General features: G+C 46.2%; 10 protein-coding genes. 5 read left to right on the top strand and 5 right to left on the bottom strand.

Annotated features, from left to right (window positions below; translation table 11 throughout):
* Positions 1-88: 88 nt before the first annotated feature.
* Positions 89-661 (top strand): TetR/AcrR family transcriptional regulator, encoded by a 573-nt coding sequence (locus tag FM037_RS12785; protein WP_144046316.1) that lies wholly within the window; start codon positions 89-91, stop codon positions 659-661.
* A 294-nt stretch (positions 662-955) separates the two neighbouring features.
* A complete protein-coding gene (locus tag FM037_RS12780) occupies positions 956-1,642 on the top strand; it encodes a flagellin (protein WP_144046315.1) in 687 nt (228 codons plus the stop codon).
* 134 nt (positions 1,643-1,776) lie between these two features.
* Here FM037_RS12780 and FM037_RS12775 read toward each other — a convergent pair whose 3' ends face one another.
* Positions 1,777-5,112: a DEAD/DEAH box helicase gene (locus FM037_RS12775; protein ID WP_227993032.1), complete on the bottom strand. Its 3,336-nt coding sequence runs from the start codon at positions 5,110-5,112 to the stop codon at positions 1,777-1,779.
* Positions 5,113-5,414: 302 nt separating this feature from the next.
* On the opposite strand from FM037_RS12775, the gene FM037_RS12770 reads away from it, so the two are divergent.
* Positions 5,415-6,476 (top strand): UDP-glucose--hexose-1-phosphate uridylyltransferase, encoded by a 1,062-nt coding sequence (locus FM037_RS12770; RefSeq protein ID WP_144046314.1) that lies wholly within the window; start codon positions 5,415-5,417, stop codon positions 6,474-6,476.
* Between the two features lie 139 nt (positions 6,477-6,615).
* On the opposite strand, the gene FM037_RS12765 is transcribed toward FM037_RS12770, so the two are convergent.
* The 4 genes from FM037_RS12765 to FM037_RS12750 form a co-directional block, all read right to left on the bottom strand.
* Positions 6,616-7,356, bottom strand: coding sequence for a cytochrome b/b6 domain-containing protein (locus FM037_RS12765; protein WP_144046313.1), 741 nt, complete (start codon positions 7,354-7,356; stop codon positions 6,616-6,618).
* 369 nt (positions 7,357-7,725) lie between these two features.
* A complete protein-coding gene (locus FM037_RS12760) occupies positions 7,726-8,940 on the bottom strand; it encodes an RsmB/NOP family class I SAM-dependent RNA methyltransferase (RefSeq protein ID WP_144046312.1) in 1,215 nt (404 codons plus the stop codon).
* A 198-nt stretch (positions 8,941-9,138) separates the two neighbouring features.
* Positions 9,139-10,416 (bottom strand): sugar MFS transporter, encoded by a 1,278-nt coding sequence (locus tag FM037_RS12755; protein WP_144046311.1) that lies wholly within the window; start codon positions 10,414-10,416, stop codon positions 9,139-9,141.
* Positions 10,417-10,476: 60 nt separating this feature from the next.
* Positions 10,477-12,114 (bottom strand): alpha-glucosidase family protein, encoded by a 1,638-nt coding sequence (locus FM037_RS12750; RefSeq protein ID WP_144046310.1) that lies wholly within the window; start codon positions 12,112-12,114, stop codon positions 10,477-10,479.
* A 492-nt stretch (positions 12,115-12,606) separates the two neighbouring features.
* Here FM037_RS12750 and FM037_RS12745 point away from each other — a divergent pair, with 492 nt between their 5' ends.
* Positions 12,607-15,429: a TonB-dependent receptor gene (locus FM037_RS12745; protein ID WP_144046309.1), complete on the top strand. Its 2,823-nt coding sequence runs from the start codon at positions 12,607-12,609 to the stop codon at positions 15,427-15,429.
* A gap of 193 nt (positions 15,430-15,622) precedes the next feature.
* Positions 15,623-17,524, top strand: a complete 1,902-nt coding sequence (locus tag FM037_RS12740; RefSeq protein ID WP_144048935.1) for a glycoside hydrolase family 13 protein — start codon at positions 15,623-15,625, stop codon at positions 17,522-17,524.
* The last annotated feature ends 86 nt before the right edge of the window (positions 17,525-17,610 follow it).

Here is a 17,610-nt window from a genome sequence, read left to right as displayed (position 1 = left end):
AGTGGATACTTGCATTATATGGAGGTCCATTTCTTTTGCAAGTAAAAGCTTGCACATGGTATGATCAAGAAACAAATTAGGAGTATCGATGCCGCGTAAAATTGACGAGAATAAGCTATTTGGTATTGTAGTTAACGAATGGTTAACTATCGGATATGCCGCCACCACCACAAAAGCTATTGCCAGTATTGCTGGTGTGAATGAAGCAACGCTATTCCGACGATATGGTAATAAGGCCGTGTTATTTGCAAGAGCAATTGATCACCAACTCATTAATACTCCTCTCAGCCTTGTGCAGATATCCGACGATCTGCACGACGATCTTGTTGCGTTAGTTAAATCGTACATTGTCACCTTTGATATCTATGGCGATATTGTTTTTCGTCTCCTTCATGAGATATCTGGCAACCCTGACATACGCGATGCAACCATGAATCTAATAAACAACTTACAAGGTATGGTGAAGATGATTAAACATCACCAAGATCAAAATGCATTAAGGTCTGAATATCCGATGTTAACTCTCACAGCATTACTTGGTCCTATTGCTACCTATATGCTATTTTCACGTACAGGGCTCAACCCAGAACTACCAAAATTCAATGCTCAGGCTCATGTAACAAGTTTTTTGTATGGTCGCAGCATTGTTCCTTCTCTATAGGGATTATCTCGAGTACGGAGAATTATTTTTAAACTCTGAGGTAAAATACCAATCGGTATAACTAGCGTATTGCCCTTCTATGCTCATATCTCTCTCAATTAAATATTCGCTCATCCACAGCCAAGTCCCCAGACCTTTCAAGAAGTAAATCAGTAGATAATGACGAGTTATAACGATTAATAATAACAAGCAGGTTATTACTCTGATTTACTCTAAGTAACTGTGATTATATGTTTGTTTTTTAGACAATACCGTTAGATAATAATATCAGGTTTCAATTTGAGAGAGACAGGTATGAAATTGCCCAGCATTCAGTCATCGAGTCTAAGTAACCTTGAGAAACTGCAAGAGAAACGTAAAGAGCAGATGGAGAAGCTCAGTACCGGGCTCAAGATTAACAAGGCCTCGGACGATCCCGCTGGCCTACAGATCGCCAATAGGCTCACATCCAGTATTAATGAGTCAGGAGTACGTGTAAGAAATGCACTCGATGAGCAGAGCATAATTAACACTCAAGCAGGACAATATGCTTCAATTACTGACAACCTCCTTAGAGCACGAGACTTGACCATACAAGCAGGTAATCCCTTGTACGATAAACAAGCCATACAAGCGGAGCTTGATCAACTGACCGAAGAGATCAATGTCGTCGCGGCAGAAGTACTGGGACAGAATAATTTTATTTCAGGTTTAGATGCGAGTAATCCAAGTGCTTCACTGACCACTATAGACGATGCCTCAGTGATTATAGATGACAATGCCAGCGTTGCAGGAGCTGAGAGTAACGCCATCGACAGCCGAGTCAATAACTACCAAATTAGCAGTATTAATAGCAGCGCGGCACGCTCGCGAATTCAAGATACCGATTATGCCCAAAGCTCGGCAGATTTGCTCAAGACAGAGCTGCAACTAAAAATCGCCGTGATCCTGAAAAAAGATGAGGAGGAGCGAAAAGGCCTACTATTTAATCAGTTTATTTAGCCCTGTTACTAAAAAGGCAGGGCTATTCTTCTAGAGCTATTTATCCAAAACTATCCATACAGAACCCTTGTGCCAGAGCTATTCATCCAAAACTCCCATTCAGAAGCGTTTTTTCAAAGCGAGTTATTCAAGATTTAGTCATCCAGTTCTATAGGCTTTAATAGCTCAAGCCAGTCATCCCCTGTCATCTCAGAAACAGCCAGACTCTCTTGCTGATAGATACTCTGTGCTAAATTATTTTTAGATTCCTGCAGCAGCTGTATCCTCTCCTCAACGGTATCCTTACAGATAAGTTTATAGACAAACACCGACTTGTCCTGGCCTATCCGGTGAGCCCTATCACTGGCCTGCTGCTCGGCTGCTGGATTCCACCAGGGATCGGTATGGATGACCACATCGGCAGCAGTTAGATTTAGACCCGCGCCTCCCGCCTTCAAGCTAATCAAGAATATCGGCACCTCTCGCTGCTGAAAACGCTCAACCAGTGCCCCTCGATCTCGACTCTTTCCCGTCAGCTCAACGAAGCTAATGCCTAGCTTTTCCAGAAGTTCACCAATCAGACTCAGCATGCTGGTAAAAGAGGAGAAAATTAATACTCTCCTGCCCTCTTCGAGCATGCCGGGCAGCTTAGCGGCAAGCCAGTTTAACTTTCCTGAGCGAGTATTGAGCCTGCCAACATCATCGAGAGGCTGCACTCCATTGGCAGAACCTTGATCACCAAGCTCATCAATATCAGATGTTACTGAGACTGTATCGACATCGGCGCCGGCTAAGTCTGATTGCTGGAGGTGATCGAGTTTGAGTAAGTCGGGATGACAACAGACCTGCCTGAGTTTGAGCAAGGCATTACTGATGGCTAAACGGTTACGTTTCACTCCCGAGACTGACACCGCTTTTCTCATCTCTTCAGACATGGTCAAACGGATCGTTTCATACAGATCCCCCTGAGTCTCGGTCAGGTTTATATATTCATTGATCACCGTTTTATCGGGCAATTCTGTGGCGACCTCAGATTTAAGCCTGCGTAACATGAACGGCGCAATCCGTTGCACGAGCGCCCGGCGACGCTCATCATCTTGCTCTTTTTCAATCGGCACTTGATAATGCCGCTGAAACTGAGCATAGGTACCGAGGAAACCTGGCATCAGGAAGTTAAACAGTGACCATAGCTCCCCCAGATGATTTTCTAAAGGCGTACCGGTTAAGCAGAGTCTATGGGTCGCGGATAAGCTGGAAACCACTCGACTAATTCGACTTCGAACATTTTTGATGGTCTGAGCTTCATCTAAGATCACCACATGAAAGTGTTGCTTGGCCCAAAACTCAACATCTTGTTGCAGTGTGCCATAGCTGGTGATCAAGAGATCGCTGCTATCAATCTTATCTTGTAAACTGTGGCGCTTAGGCCCTGACCAGAGAAGCACCCTAAGTTCGGGGGCAAATGTCCCAGCTTCATGCAACCAGTTGGCTAATAGGCTCGTTGGCGCAACCACTAAACAGGGGCCAGACAGTTTACCGGCCTCTTTATCGAGTAAGATACTACTCAGGGTTTGGATTGTTTTACCCAGACCCATATCATCGGCGAGTATTCCACAAAATTCGTGTGCCTTTAAGAACTGCAACCAGTTTAATCCCAGCTGCTGATATTCTCTAAGCTGCGCATTGAGCCCGACAGGCGGCGAAACAGCAAAATCTATTTGTTTAGCTTTAGCGTCCCGATCTGCTGGGCCTTGGCCACCTGAACTCACTTCTAAATAAGAGTAAAGTTGCTGAGCCTTATTCTGTAACCAGTGACTGCCCTGCCAATGCCAGTCTTTCTTGTTTATTTTATCTCGATCAGCCAATTCTGCAATTCGAGTCAACTGATTCATGGACATAGTTAATGTCTCATCGACTGACAGCGGTTTTCTCTCATACAACTCGACCAGCACAGAGAGAATATGCTTCACTCTGTCGGCGGGCAGAGACAGACGCTGACCGGAGTCGAGCTCCATGAGTATCGTATCTGTGTCGCTTAAGTTTTGCAGCAAGCCCTGTCTTATTGCTTTGACCAGATAGGGCAATAAATTGATCTTCTTGCCATCCACTTCAACACCCAGTTCAAGGTCGAACCATTGCTTATCTGCAGCTTGATGACTCACCTCTCCATACCAAGTCTGGACTTGGGCCAAGCTAAAACGATTGATTAATTGAAAATCAATTGACCAGCCAGCCAACATCAGACGCCTTATGGCAAACATCTGTTGACTCAACATTTCAGGTAACTGGCGATCGCCGAGTAGAAACTGATGCCAGACTATGGGTTCAAATCCAGATGAAAGAAGGGGAAAATCGGACAGCTGAATACTCAGTTCAGCGGCGAGCTTGAGCAGATGCGGTGACTCGCTGGCATGAGCAAAAATGTCAACTAAACCACACTCCAAATCATCGCTGATGAGGGAAAAGCGAGCGACCTGTAAATCCAGATGACTCTGTTCATCCCAGGGAAATTCGATACCCCTGCGATACACTGTAAGTTTAGGCACCCATTCCCTGTCATCATCTGCAACTTGTTGTACATATTCAGTGCGCTGTTTATCGCTGAGTTCACCCAGAGATGGGGGTAATTCGGTCAACACCAGACTCATACTGGCAAAATCAAGGTATTGGCCTGGAGCCACTTGAAGTAAGGCGCCTGGCTCGACAAAATCATCAAGATAATGCGGCTCGACCTTGAGGGGGACTTGCTCGCAATGCAGCCAGAAACAGCGCTGAGTAGAAATTAATTGATAAAGGAACTCACTGTCACACGTTTCTCCTAACCCTAAGGAAAGTGTCTCTTGCTGAGCAGCTCTCGTCTCATCATCCAACACTTGGGCTAATTCTCTTAACCTATGCAGTAAATAAACATCGGTTTGAGTCACAAATTTTGGCAAGCTGCCTCGGTCCAACACCTCAAAGCCTAAATCTGTCTTGATTGAGTATTGACCTAATTTACTGACATAGCCTTTATGGGCGCTCAGGTGCAGTGCACCCTTCCTTGTTGATAGCAAGTACACCACTCTATGTCTGGCCATATTAGGATAAGGATCGTAACGTTGACTCAGCTCAGTTCTCAATAACCTGAGTGCGGTATCGGCACGTTTGGTTTCACTCGGATAGGGAATGATAGGGGCTTTTCTGGCCACATAATCGATGGCGATAGCGGCAAGATGAATACAAGGTAACAGTGACTCGCTACACTGGCTGCACACCGTATTAGCGGAGGCAATGACTGGACCCGCAGACCAGTCCAATCTCGCAGTGACGAGTGATTGAATAGTATCACCGACATCAATACCCTCAGTGACTATGCCCAGATCTTTAGCCGAGCTAAACTTCGCAGACAACACAGGTCCGCTGTAGTCAAAGTCAACCACTGTCATTTCCAATAACACCAGCATACCGTCGAATATTACTGACTGGCTAAAAAAATTATCTAGTTGGGTCAATCTTGCCTTCCAATCATAACTATCAATTCATACAAAAAACCAAGGCGACAGCAAACAGCTCACCGCGTCCAAGCTTCTAAACCATTTAAATTAAATCGAAAGGGAGAACTATACCATTGATGGGGCTAAGCCCTATATAGTATTGTTTGATAAACGCCATTTTTCACCTTAATAGTAATTCTATTGGTTACTGAATAAGCCAGTTATATAAAAAACATAGGATAAATGTACAATTCTCTTATCGCTTTTTAGCTTCATTCTTATATAATCCATTCGTATACAATATCCTCCTGTAAAATACTATGACTAGCTTCGATCCTATTGAACATCCACACCGTAGATTTAACCCTCTCACGGCTGACTGGGTACTCGTCTCTCCCCATAGAGCTAAACGTCCCTGGCAAGGCCAGGACGAAGCGACTCCCGATGAACAAGATCAAAGTTATGATAAAGACTGCTTCTTGTGCGCCGGTAATCGACGCATAAGCGGTGAGATAAACCCTGATTATCAATCCACATTTGTATTTGGTAACGACTTTGCGGCTTTAGCCCCCGACACGCCTGCAGCGCCTTTTGATGACGATCCACTAATGCGCAGTGAAAGCGTCCGCGGCTTGAGTCGGGTGATCTGTTTTTCACCGGATCACAGCAAGACGCTACCTCGGCTCACCACAGAGCAGCTACGTCAGGTCGTTGATGCCTGGGAGAGTGAAATAACCGAGTTGGGCAAGGAATATGTCTGGGTACAGGCATTTGAGAACAAGGGGGCTGTCATGGGCTGCTCTCAACCCCATCCCCACGGACAAGTATGGGCCAATAGCTACCTGCCGAATGAAGTCAGGAAAAAAGACCATAATTTAAGAGCATATCAGCAAGAGCATGGCCGTAACCTACTCTTGGACTATGTCAAACGTGAAATGGAAGATGGTAGCCGTACCGTAGTCGAGACCGAGCACTGGTTGGCCGTTGTACCTTATTGGGCAGCCTGGCCTTTCGAGACCATCTTAATGCCAAAAAGCCACATTCGAAGGTTCGATGAATTATGTAATGCGCAAAGAGACGATCTAGCCTTGGCCATCAAGAAGCTCACCAGCCGCTATGACAACCTGTTCAATTGTTCTTTCCCCTATTCCATGGGCTGGCACTTCGCGCCATTCAAGCGAGACAGAGAAGGTGAATTAACTGGCAGTGATCATTGGCAGTTACACGGCGTGTTTTACCCGCCACTGCTACGCTCCGCCACGGTAAAGAAGTTTATGGTGGGTTATGAGATGCTGGCCGAAGCTCAGCGAGATCTGACACCTGAGCAAGCTGCAACCAGACTCAGAGATGCCACCGATATCCATTATTTAGACAAAAGCTAATGAGATAAGGGATAAGATAGGTAAATCAGCCAGCTGCATAAGTTAATCCTGTGAGCTGGCTGATACATGACAAAAACTAGATCCTTACTTAAGATCTAGGGCCTAGGTAAAGTACTAGGAAAAAAATCTACATCTAGACTCATTTATCCAGCGGTGTTCCCACTATTCGTTTCTTTCCCGAAAACATGGCCGAGATTATCCCTGGCTGATGACGTAGTTCGGCGATAATCACACCCGCGACATGCAGCACAATCAATAGCATAAGAAAATAGACGCTATACAGGTGTACTGTGCCCGCCAGGCTTTTGTATGGCTTGATCACGGCAAGCTTAGCCTTGTCTACGCCAGTTTCATCGTAAGGCTTAATACTAGTGGCATCGACGCCGTCAGCGGCAATATATTGAGTCACTGCCGCCCCAAATGGCGGATAATAGATATCCGTACCGGCGCGGATCAATCCCGTCGCCATGATCACCGTCAGTATGAGCATGATGACCAGAACAGCGAGTTTACCCGTGGGGTTATGACCTAGGTATTGCGGGTTTTCTCCTGCACGTAAGGCCGTCTGATACTGCTTTATGGCCCCGATTTTTGGTACGTTGTCAGCAAATTTGGCAAATCGATTACCGATAAAACCCCACACAAGCCTTATGATCAGGTTTATTGCGAACAAATAGCCGATAACTGTGTGTAGCTCTTTCAGGCCTATCTTGGCTGCTAACCCCGAGATGCCAATTTCACTCTTAAACAACATAATCAAGCCGACAAACATCAGGCTAAGCACCAATAGCAGGTTAACCCAATGAAACATGCGTGTGGGTCTGTCCCATACACGGTAGGTTTTGTTCTGACTTGTGTCTTCGGTAGTCGATAATGACATAGTGATCCCCCAGATCTTTACAATACGTCTAATTAAATACTGGCTAATAATATATATAAAGCCATGTCATCATTTTACGCCTATCTGGAATAAATAGGGTTAAGATTTGTTAATTAAACAAGATGTTATGTCGAATAAATGTGTGCTGCAGCACGTTATTGAGAATTAGTTATCTTCGAATCGTCATTGTGACTCGCAATAGGGGGGCGTATTAGGTATCAGAGGGTATAGGTACCAGAGAAATAGGTAAGACTAGAGAATCAGATCAGGGAATAATAAGCTAACAGAGGCGAACAGAGGTGGAAAGTCCACCTCTGTTTCAGTCTCTGTCTCTGTCTCTGTCTCTGTCTCTGTCTCAAGGAGTATCTATTACTCAGAGATGCGTTCAAGCTTAGCCAAGTAGAAGCCATCAAATCCAGAATCAGCCACGCTGATGTTCTCATCTTCGATAAACTTGAAATGCTCATTTTCAGCCAGGAAGGCATCAATCTGATCTCGGTTCTCTTCAGGCATGATAGAGCAAGTGGCGTAGACTAAAATGCCACCCACTTTAACCATGCGGCTGTAGCTCTGCAGGATATGTTTCTGTAGCTCAACCAACACAGGTAAACGTTCAGGCGTATCGCGCCACTTAGCATCTGGATTACGTTTAAGTACCCCTAAACCTGAACATGGCACATCCAGCAGCACACGGTCGGCGCTGAGTTTAAGACGCTTGATAGTCTTAGAGCTGGCAATGATACGAGTCTCTACATTATGAGCGTTGGCGCGGCGAGCACGCTGTTTCAGACTATCGAGTTTCCATTGCTCGACATCCATGGCCAGTAAACGTCCCTTGCCCTGCATCTGAGCCGCGATGGACAAGGTCTTACCACCAGCACCGGCACAGGCATCGATAACCCGCATACCCGGCTTAGCATCTACCGCTGCTGCCACCAGTTGTGAGCCGGCATCTTGCTGCTCGAACCAACCCTTCTTGAAACTCTCGGTGCGAAATAGTGCCGAATCGGAAGTGACTTCCAGTGCAGTATCTACGCCCTCAACCTCTTTGGTTTGAACTTGCTCATTTCTCAGCTTCTTGCCTAGCTCTTCACGAGTACACTTGAGAAGGTTTACTCGTAAATAACGCTTAGGTTGCGTACTTAATGCCGCTCTTTCTTTCGCCCAAGCATCACCGAGCTGGGCCTGACCCATGGTATCTAACCATTCAGGACAACCGTCCCATAACGCTGGCTGAGCCTTGGCTTTCTCCAAACGGTCAAAATATTCTCTCTCATCCACCTGTAATGCATATTGCATCTTAGGCAGTTCGAGTTCATGGAACATGTGCCAGACGTTGAGCAAACGCGTGCCCATGCGTGACATCTCTTCATATTTCACATCGGAAAGATAACAGTAAAGGTTTAATTTACGTAGGATATCTCCGGCGACCACAGTGATACGAGCCTGTTCAGACGGCGCTAATTGTAAGCCCGAGAAATGATGAGAGTAAGCTCTGTCTAAGGGTTTTCCTTCAGATAAAACCATATCTAAAACATTGATGACTAATTCGGTCGAGCTGGGAGAAAGTGGTGAGTTAAGCATGAAATCGCCTGCGGTGGATGCCTGAAAATCAAGACTAAAATAAAAACGTGTGGATCATAGGAGTTAAGCCATCAATACGCAAGTAAAGTCTGGCCCAGCGCTAACTATTTTTGACCATCTGGCACGATTCAATTAACCATCACAAAAATGGCGACCCTGAGGTCGCCATTTTAAGTCTAAATATCGATGTAAAACCCTCTACATTTTTGAGCCCTTGGCCCCATAGAACAAGATAAAGCCATAACAGATAATCGGTAAGAAGAAAGCCTGTTGGATCCCAATGGCATCGGCAGTCACACCTTGAAGAAGTGGCAGGATTGCGCCGCCGACAATTGCCAGACACAAGATGCCAGAGCCTTGTGATGTATGAGGACCCAGATCCCGTAATGCCAGGCTAAAGATGGTCGGGAACATGATGGAGTTGAACAAGCCAACCGCCAGTATTGCCCACATGGCCATACTGCCAGTGCTTGTCATGGCCACTGCCACCAACAGAGCGGCCATGAGCGCATTAAAGGCGAGTACCTTACCCGCCTCGACTTTTTGCATCACAACCGAGCCGATAAATCGTCCTATCATGGCACCGCCCCAGTAATAGGCGATATAGTGCGCCGCATCGGCTTCTTTCAATCCGGCTATATGACTCTCACCGAGAAAGTTCACCAGGAAGCTACCAATGGAAACCTCGGCGCCAACATAAACAAATATGCCCACAGCCCCCAATACCAGATGCCTAGATTGCAGAGCGCTAGTCTTGCCCTTATAGCTTATCTGGCCAGTGTCATCTGCTGTATGAGCTTCTATCTTAGGCAGTTTCAGTTTGGCGAAAATGAGGGCTAAGGTTGCCAACATGCCCGAAAGTAAGAGATAAGGCAGTTTAACCACCTCGGCTTCGGCCTGAGCGTGTGCCAAATCAGAGGCTGCCGATGAGGCCACAGACAATATCAATACTGCGCCAAAGAAAGGGGCGACTGTGGTGCCTAAGGCGTTGAACGCTTGCGTCAAATTCAAACGACTCGATGCTGTCTCGCTGCTACCCATGGCATTAACGTAGGGGTTTGCTGCGACCTGTAATAGGGTGATCCCCGAAGCCAGCACAAATAATGCACCTAAGAAGAGCCCGTAGGTGGCGAATTCGGCGGCGGGGTAAAACAAGGCGCAGCCCAGACTCGCGATCACCAAGCCAGTCACTATCCCTTTTTGATAGCCTAAGCGTTTAACCAGCTTACCCGCAGGAATGGACACCAGAAAGTAGGCACCGAAGAAGCAGAACTGGATCAGCATGGCCTCTGTGTAATTAAGGGAGAATACCGCCTTAAGATGTGGGATCAAGATGTCATTAAGACAGGTGATAAATCCCCACATAAAAAATAGTGAAGTCAATGAAACTAATGCGAAGCGGTAATTCCCTTGGGAGTCGCTGCCCGCAGTGGCCCTTATATTACTCGTTGTATCCGGATTATACGATGAAGCCATATTGTTATTCTCTATGTTATTTTGACAATATTGGTGTTAACCATTAAATGTGAATCTATTTCACTTCAACTTGACGTATAGGCAGCCAAACCCAGGAAGCTGGATCTCATTATCGATAATGCCTCCTTGAAGTAAACCATGTCCTGTGATGATTTGCTCTCGACTGATCTCCCCTAAACAAGATGGTAAACCCTGATAGCTAACTGACTTAGCCGACAGATTTAAGCACACAAGACACCTTTGCCCGGCCGTTTCCCTAATGAAGGCAAGAATAGGCTCAGGTGCATCCATAAATCTGATGCTTCCTGTAATTAATGCCTGCTGTTGCTGCCGCCAACTTAGAAACTGGCGATAAGCATTGAGCACTGAGGCTTCATCTGATTCTTGTAGATCAACCGACAAGGCGAGATGATGCTCAGGCACAGGTAACCAAGGTGTTGTATCACTGAAACCAGCATGGCGCTTGTCATGTAACCAGGGCATGGGCGTACGGCACCCATCCCTGCCCTTAAACATGGGCCAGAATGCAATGCCGAAGGGATCTTGCAACTGATGAAATTCAACAGGGGCTTCACTCAGGCCCAGCTCCTCCCCTTGATAGCTACAAACACTGCCTCGCATTGAACATAGCATAGCCGTGAGCATCTTTATCATAGCCGATTGAGTATTGCCTTTTCCCCAGCGGCTAACGACGCGCTGTACATCGTGATTACCTATCGCCCAGCAAGGCCAACCATCACCAATACTCGCCTCGAGTGCCTCGACAGTCTGTCGAATATAACCCGCACTAAAATCATCGGTCAATAACTCGAAGCTGTAGGCCATATGTAACCTATGCTCACCCCGAGTATATTCGGCCATGGTGGCCAAAGAATCTTCAGATGAGACTTCGCCAAGGGTTACCGCCCCAGGGTAGCGGTCAATGAGACCTCGCAGATCTTCGATAAAACCCACGGTCTCGGGCCGGGTATTATTGTAATAATGATATTGATAGGCATAGGGATTGTCTTCGCTAAAGCCCCTTCCCTGACGCTTATCTTTAGGCTTAGCCGGATTATCTCTCAGGTCTTGATCGTGAAAACAGAAAGTAATGGCATCGAGTCTAAAGCCATCGACTCCCTTCTTAAGCCAAAATTCGACGTTATCAAGCACGGCTTGTCTGACATCGGGGTTGTGGAAATTCAGATCAGGCTGACTGGTGAGGAAATTATGCAAGTAATATTGCTGTCTCCTGGGCTCCCACTCCCAGGCTCCACCACCAAAAATGGCTAACCAGTTGTTGGGCGCCGTGCCATCATCCTTAGGGTCGGCCCATACGTACCAGTCTTGCTTGTGGTTGGTACGGCTCTCCCTACTCTCTATAAACCACTCATGCTGATCAGACGTATGACTCAGTACCTGATCGATAATCACCTTGATCCCGAAGCCATGAGCCTTAGCGATGAGCTCATCGAAATCATCCATGGTGCCAAACAGAGGGTCCACCGCCCGATAATCACTGATGTCATAGCCAAAATCTTTCATCGGCGACTTAAAAAAGGGAGATACCCAGATTGCATCGACATTTAGACTCGCAATATAGTCGAGTTTAGTGATGATCCCTTGAAGATCTCCTACACCATCACCATTAGAGTCCATCAAGCTACGCGGATAGATCTGGTAGATGACGGCGCCCCGCCACCAAGAAACTTGAGTCATTGTCGCCCCTAATAAAAAACTAAAGATATGTAACAGACTAACCTGCCCCAGCAACACCCTTGTTGCCTTAACGTTTGTTTGAGGTTACTGGCTGCATATCCTGTTTGAATAAGACGAGCATACGTGAATAGGGAAATAGGGTTCAATATCTCTGCATACGTATGCATAACTTAGCTTACTCTTACCCATGCACCACAATCAAGTTCAAACCTTTTATTATCAAATGATTAGCTACCATTCACGTCAGAGTTTTATCTAGCTTTCAACCCTTAAGCCGCCTAATTTTATATCACTCGGATCTTTTGAATACGTATGCACAAGATTGTTTTGCTAGGATAGGCGGGAGTAACATCTTCACCGTACCGCAACAAGTTGCGTACAAGTACAATAACAGGCAGATCTAATTCACAACCTCATATGCATTATCTGTGTTTTGCCGTGACTGCTGAGAATAAAAAATAAAAGTGAAAAGAGTAAATAAGGGGAAGATGGATGTTTCAATTTAAACCTAGCTTGTTAACCATAGCGCTAATCGCTGCCGGCGCTAGCATGCACACCTACGCCGCCGATGAAACCACAAAAAAAGAGTCGACCGCAGAAGAAGAGTCGATCGAAGTTATCGAAGTTAGAGGCTTTCGTACCAGTTTAATTAAGTCTCTTAACAGTAAACGTTTTGCAGACACGGTATCTGAGAACATCTCAGCAGATGATTTAGGTGCCCTACCGGACCAATCCATCGCAGATGCCTTGACTCGACTCCCCGGTATTACCGCAGTGCGTACCGGTGGCCAAGCCAGTGGGCTTAACATTCGCGGACTCGATGGTGACTTCGTATTCATGACCTTAAACGGGCGTGAGCAGGTAACAACAGGCGATAAGCGAGCCATTGAGTTCGATCAATACCCATCAGAGCTTATCAATCAGGCCACAGTATATAAGTCGCCTAAAGCGTCACTCATCGAAGGGGGCGTAGCTGGTACGGTTGAGCTAAAAACCGCCGATCCACTTCAAGCCAGTAAAGAACACAACTTTACCGTCAACCTACGTGGCAGCTTCAACGATAAAGCCGGTGATGTGAGTGATGCCGATGACTTAGGTAACCGTTTAAGCTTCTCTTATCAAGGTAAGTTCCTCGAAGAAACCTTAGGCCTTGCACTGGGTTACGCCCATCTATATCAACCTTCCGTCTCCAGCCAATTTATAGGTCTACAGTATCCATCTTGGCAGAGAAGAGACGTTAACGCTGATGGCAGCGATGACAACATCAGTGAAGGCTTCGAGATGCAGCAAAAAGGCGGTGAAGAGACCCGTGACGGCTACATGGGTGCCATTCACTGGCAGCCTAATGATAACTGGAGTATAAAAGGCGATCTGTTTCACTCGAAATTTGATTCCGAAACCTTTGCCAGAGGCTTTCGCGTCAAGTCTTTAGCCAATGGTAATATCAGTAATGCCACAGTCGAAGATGGCACCATGACTGGCGGCACAGTGTCTACCGACGGCACAGATAATTTCGCCGTATTTGTGGTGAACGACAACGACTCAAAGTACTCGGAGCTGACTTCTGGCGCATTCAATATCGAATGGAACAATGGCGATGCCTTAACCCTAGCAGCGGATATCAGCTACTCGAAAGCCGACGGTAAGTTTGTTAACGGCGGAACCCGCGCTGTGATCTACGATGATATGGACAATCAGATCCGCTCGGCGGAATCGGTTACCTACCAGCTTAACGGCTTAAACCCAGCCGATGTAAACTTCGCTAAGGATTACACCGACACATCGACATTAGGTCTGCGCGAAGTGGGCATGTGGCCATACGATCAGCAAAACGATCTTATTGCCTACAAGCTAGATCTAAATTATCAGTTATCAGATTCTTTTATCTCATCTGTCGATGTGGGAGTCCGTTACTCTCAGCGAGAATATAATGCACAACGTTCTCAGGCCGGATACGGTTCAGAATTTGGTAAGAACCCGGATCATATGCCGGTCATCAGACTCACAGATGACATGACTGAAGTCGTTAACTTCGGTGGTGACCTATCGGGTTATCCAAGTTTCTTAAAAATAGATTTCGATAAAGCGGTAGATTTAGTTAATACTCAACTCGCCTCGACGGGTAACGATCCCTTCTCCCCTAGCGCTAACTGGGAAAATAATTGGACCCTGATCCAGAGCGGCTCGGTCAATGAAGATGTATTGGCCGGTTATGTTCAGGCAAATCTGGATTTTGAAATCGGCAGCCTGCCCGTCACCGGTAATATCGGCGTACGCATTGTCAATACCGACCAATCCAGTAAAGGTCTACAGCAAGTTGGTTTCGGCTTAGGCGAAGAGATAGCCGATGATAATGGGGTGATCAGCTCTGACTATATCCGCAATGAGATAGGTAAAACCTACACAGATTACCTACCTTCGTTAAACCTGAACTTTCACCTAACCAAAAATGATCAAATTCGTTTCGCCGCAGCATCTGTTATGGCTCGCCCACCAATTAACAAGCTAAAGTCCGGTATGGGCTCCTGGTACGATGACACATCGACACCTGGTGAGAAAAAGTACAATGCCTGGGGTAACACCAGTCCACTACTGGACCCTTTCTACGCCGATCAATATGATATTTCCTACGAGCACTATTTCTCGGACACTGAAGGCGCGATAGCGATTGCCTTGTTCTATAAAGATATTAAATCATTCATCAATGATTTTACCGTCCAACCATTCGATTTTGAAGCCGCAGGCTTTATCGTACCCGATACGATTGTCGAAAATGGTGTTGAATACCCGGTAGTGAAAGATGAGGGTCAATATCAGACAGCAGTCAACAACGATAATGGCGGTTATATCCGCGGTATCGAGCTGGCTTATACCCAAGTCTTCGATTTCCTTCCCGATGCATGGAGTGGTCTAGGCTTTACCGGCAGTTACTCCTTCTCCGACAGTGAAGTTGAATTTGAAACAGACCTAGGCGGCGAACCACGTGCAATCCCGCTACCAGGACTGTCTGAGCATGTGGTTAATACAACCGTGTTCTATGGTTACGAAGGTTTCGATACCCGCGTCAGCATGCGCTACCGCAGCGAATATGTGTCTGAACAAGTGGCCGTCGAATCTCAGCTTGCCTACTTCGCCCCCGAGACGATTATCGATTATCAAGCATCTTATGCCTTGGATAATGGCCTTAAGTTCCTCTTTCAGGTGAATAACCTCACAGATGAACCAAGCAAGACTCACTTCGGTGAAGAGTACCAAACAGGCACAATCCAGACATTTGGCCGTCAGTACTTCCTGGGCCTAAGTTACACCCTGTAATGTGATGTCAATAAAGCCTGCTTCACCATGAAGCAGGCTTTTTCATTTTTTGTATCAGGTTTTCACAACGTTAATATTTTACTATTGAGTTTATCTCGTCTTTCCCCCATCACCACTCGAGCGATATATGAAACCAGTCACAGATAGTGCCAGTCAGCGCCTTTTTATCGTCTTGTCACTATTTTTGTGGCTAATGGCGCCTGCAACACTTGCCGTTGCAGCAGAGGCTAAGCAGAACTCAGATCTCAGAGTAGAACCAGAATTTTGGTGGGCGGATATGGCTAATTCCGAGTTGCAGTTGATGCTGCATGGTCATCATATTTCTGACTTCACCCCAGTGATTGTGGATAAGCTGACTAATCACAAGCCCCATAGAGAGGGCGGCATCACCATACTCAAGGTTGAGAACACCGATAATCCTAATTACCTTTTTATCACCCTAGACCTGAGCAATGCCAAGCCGCAGACCTTTGACTTAGCGCTCACTAAAGCCGGAAAAAGCGTACAGTCCTTTAGCTATACCTTGCTTGAACGTGTCGCTGACTCGGCTATGCGCCAGGGATTCAGCAATAAGGATGTTATCTACCTCATCACCCCTGACCGATTTGTGAATGGCGATACTAACAATGATAATCAAGCTGATATGTCAGAACAAGTTAACCGTAAAGATGTCAACGGCAGACATGGCGGTGACATAAAAGGCATTGAAAACAGCTTAGATTACCTCGCAGATTTAGGTGTCACTCAACTTTGGATAAACCCTTTACTGGAGAACAATCAAGCCAAATACTCCTATCACGGCTACTCAACCACAGATCACTATCGCATCGACCCAAGATTTGGCAGCAATGCAGACTATCGACAACTGGCTGTTAGCGCCAAAGAGAAAGGCATAGGCATCATTAAAGACATAGTGGTTAACCATATAGGCTCAGAGCATTGGTGGATGAAGGATTTACCCAGCTCAAGCTGGATAAATGGCAAAAAATCAGCAAATGATAACGCCTCGGTGAAATTCACCACACACAGACGCACCACAGTTCAAGACCCCTACGCCACTCAATCAGATCACAGCCAGTTCGTCGATGGCTGGTTTGTCGACTCCATGCCAGATCTAAACCAGCAAGATCCCCTGCTCGCCACTTATCTAATCCAAAACAGCATCTGGTGGGTCGAATACGCTAGGTTAAGTGGCATACGTGAAGATACGTATTCCTATGCCGACAAAAAATTCCTCAGTATCTGGTCTAAAGCCATCATGAGCGAATATCCAAATTTCAATATAGTCGGTGAAGAATGGACCAGTAACCCCATTACCGTTTCCTATTGGCAGGCAGGTAAGCGCAACAAAGACGGTTACATCTCCTACCTTCCAAGTCTGATGGATTTCCCGCTCTATAAAGTCATGTTAAAAGCATTTAATCAGCACGAGGGCTGGGATACCGGGCTCATCTCCCTATACGAGATGTTAGCTAACGATGTGGTTTATGCCGACCCCAGTAAATTAGTCCTGTTTGAAGGCAACCATGACACTAACCGTTTATACAGCCTGATGAATGAAGATCTGGATCTGTTTAAGATGGTCATCACCTACACCTTAATGTCTAATCGTATTCCTCAACTGTTTTACGGCACGGAAATTTTGATGACCAGCCCTAAAGCGGGCCGACACGATGGCACTGTGCGTGGGGATTTTCCCGGTGGCTGGAATACCGACAAGGTAAGCGCAATCACAGGTATCGGCCTATCCCAAGAGCAAGAAGATGCTCAAGACTTTATCAAGACCTTGCTCAACTTCCGCAAGAGCTCGAGCGCCATCCACTCGGGTAAACTCAGACACTATGTGCCTATCGACGGCGTCTACGTCTACTTCAGGTTTAATGATGATGAAACTGTCATGGTGATCATCAATAAGAATGATAAGCCTGTTTCTCTGGCAACCCGTCGCTTTCACACTCAGCTCGAAGGCGTTAACTTAGGGGTAAATGTACTCACTAAAGAGCGTGTGCAATTGAACACGTCAGCAAACGCTCAGTCAAAGATCCACCTGCCGCCTCGTGGCGTGTTGGTTCTATCCTTGGAGTTGGAGCACTAGCCAGAACAAGTATTCAGGCTGCCCTATAAGCAAAAGAAGCAAGACAATTAAATAAAACAATAAACAAGAATAATAAGTTGAACAAG

This window comes from Shewanella psychropiezotolerans (assembly GCF_007197555.1).
Lineage (GTDB): Bacteria > Pseudomonadota > Gammaproteobacteria > Enterobacterales > Shewanellaceae > Shewanella > Shewanella psychropiezotolerans.
This window is presented reverse-complemented; position numbering and strand designations above follow the sequence as displayed.

Bases quoted from the DNA above. Each gene is read 5' to 3' on its own strand.
- FM037_RS12770 (WP_144046314.1), top strand. From the start codon at position 5,415: ATGACTAGCTTCGATCCTATTGAACATCCACACCGTAGATTTAACCCT.
- FM037_RS12745 (WP_144046309.1), top strand. From the start codon at position 12,607: ATGTTTCAATTTAAACCTAGCTTGTTAACCATAGCGCTAATCGCTGCC.
- FM037_RS12765 (WP_144046313.1), bottom strand. From the start codon at position 7,356: ATGTCATTATCGACTACCGAAGACACAAGTCAGAACAAAACCTACCGT.
- FM037_RS12780 (WP_144046315.1), top strand. From the start codon at position 956: ATGAAATTGCCCAGCATTCAGTCATCGAGTCTAAGTAACCTTGAGAAA.
- FM037_RS12760 (WP_144046312.1), bottom strand. From the start codon at position 8,940: ATGCTTAACTCACCACTTTCTCCCAGCTCGACCGAATTAGTCATCAAT.
- FM037_RS12740 (WP_144048935.1), top strand. From the start codon at position 15,623: ATGGCGCCTGCAACACTTGCCGTTGCAGCAGAGGCTAAGCAGAACTCA.
- FM037_RS12785 (WP_144046316.1), top strand. From the start codon at position 89: ATGCCGCGTAAAATTGACGAGAATAAGCTATTTGGTATTGTAGTTAAC.
- FM037_RS12755 (WP_144046311.1), bottom strand. From the start codon at position 10,416: ATGGCTTCATCGTATAATCCGGATACAACGAGTAATATAAGGGCCACT.
- FM037_RS12750 (WP_144046310.1), bottom strand. From the start codon at position 12,114: ATGACTCAAGTTTCTTGGTGGCGGGGCGCCGTCATCTACCAGATCTAT.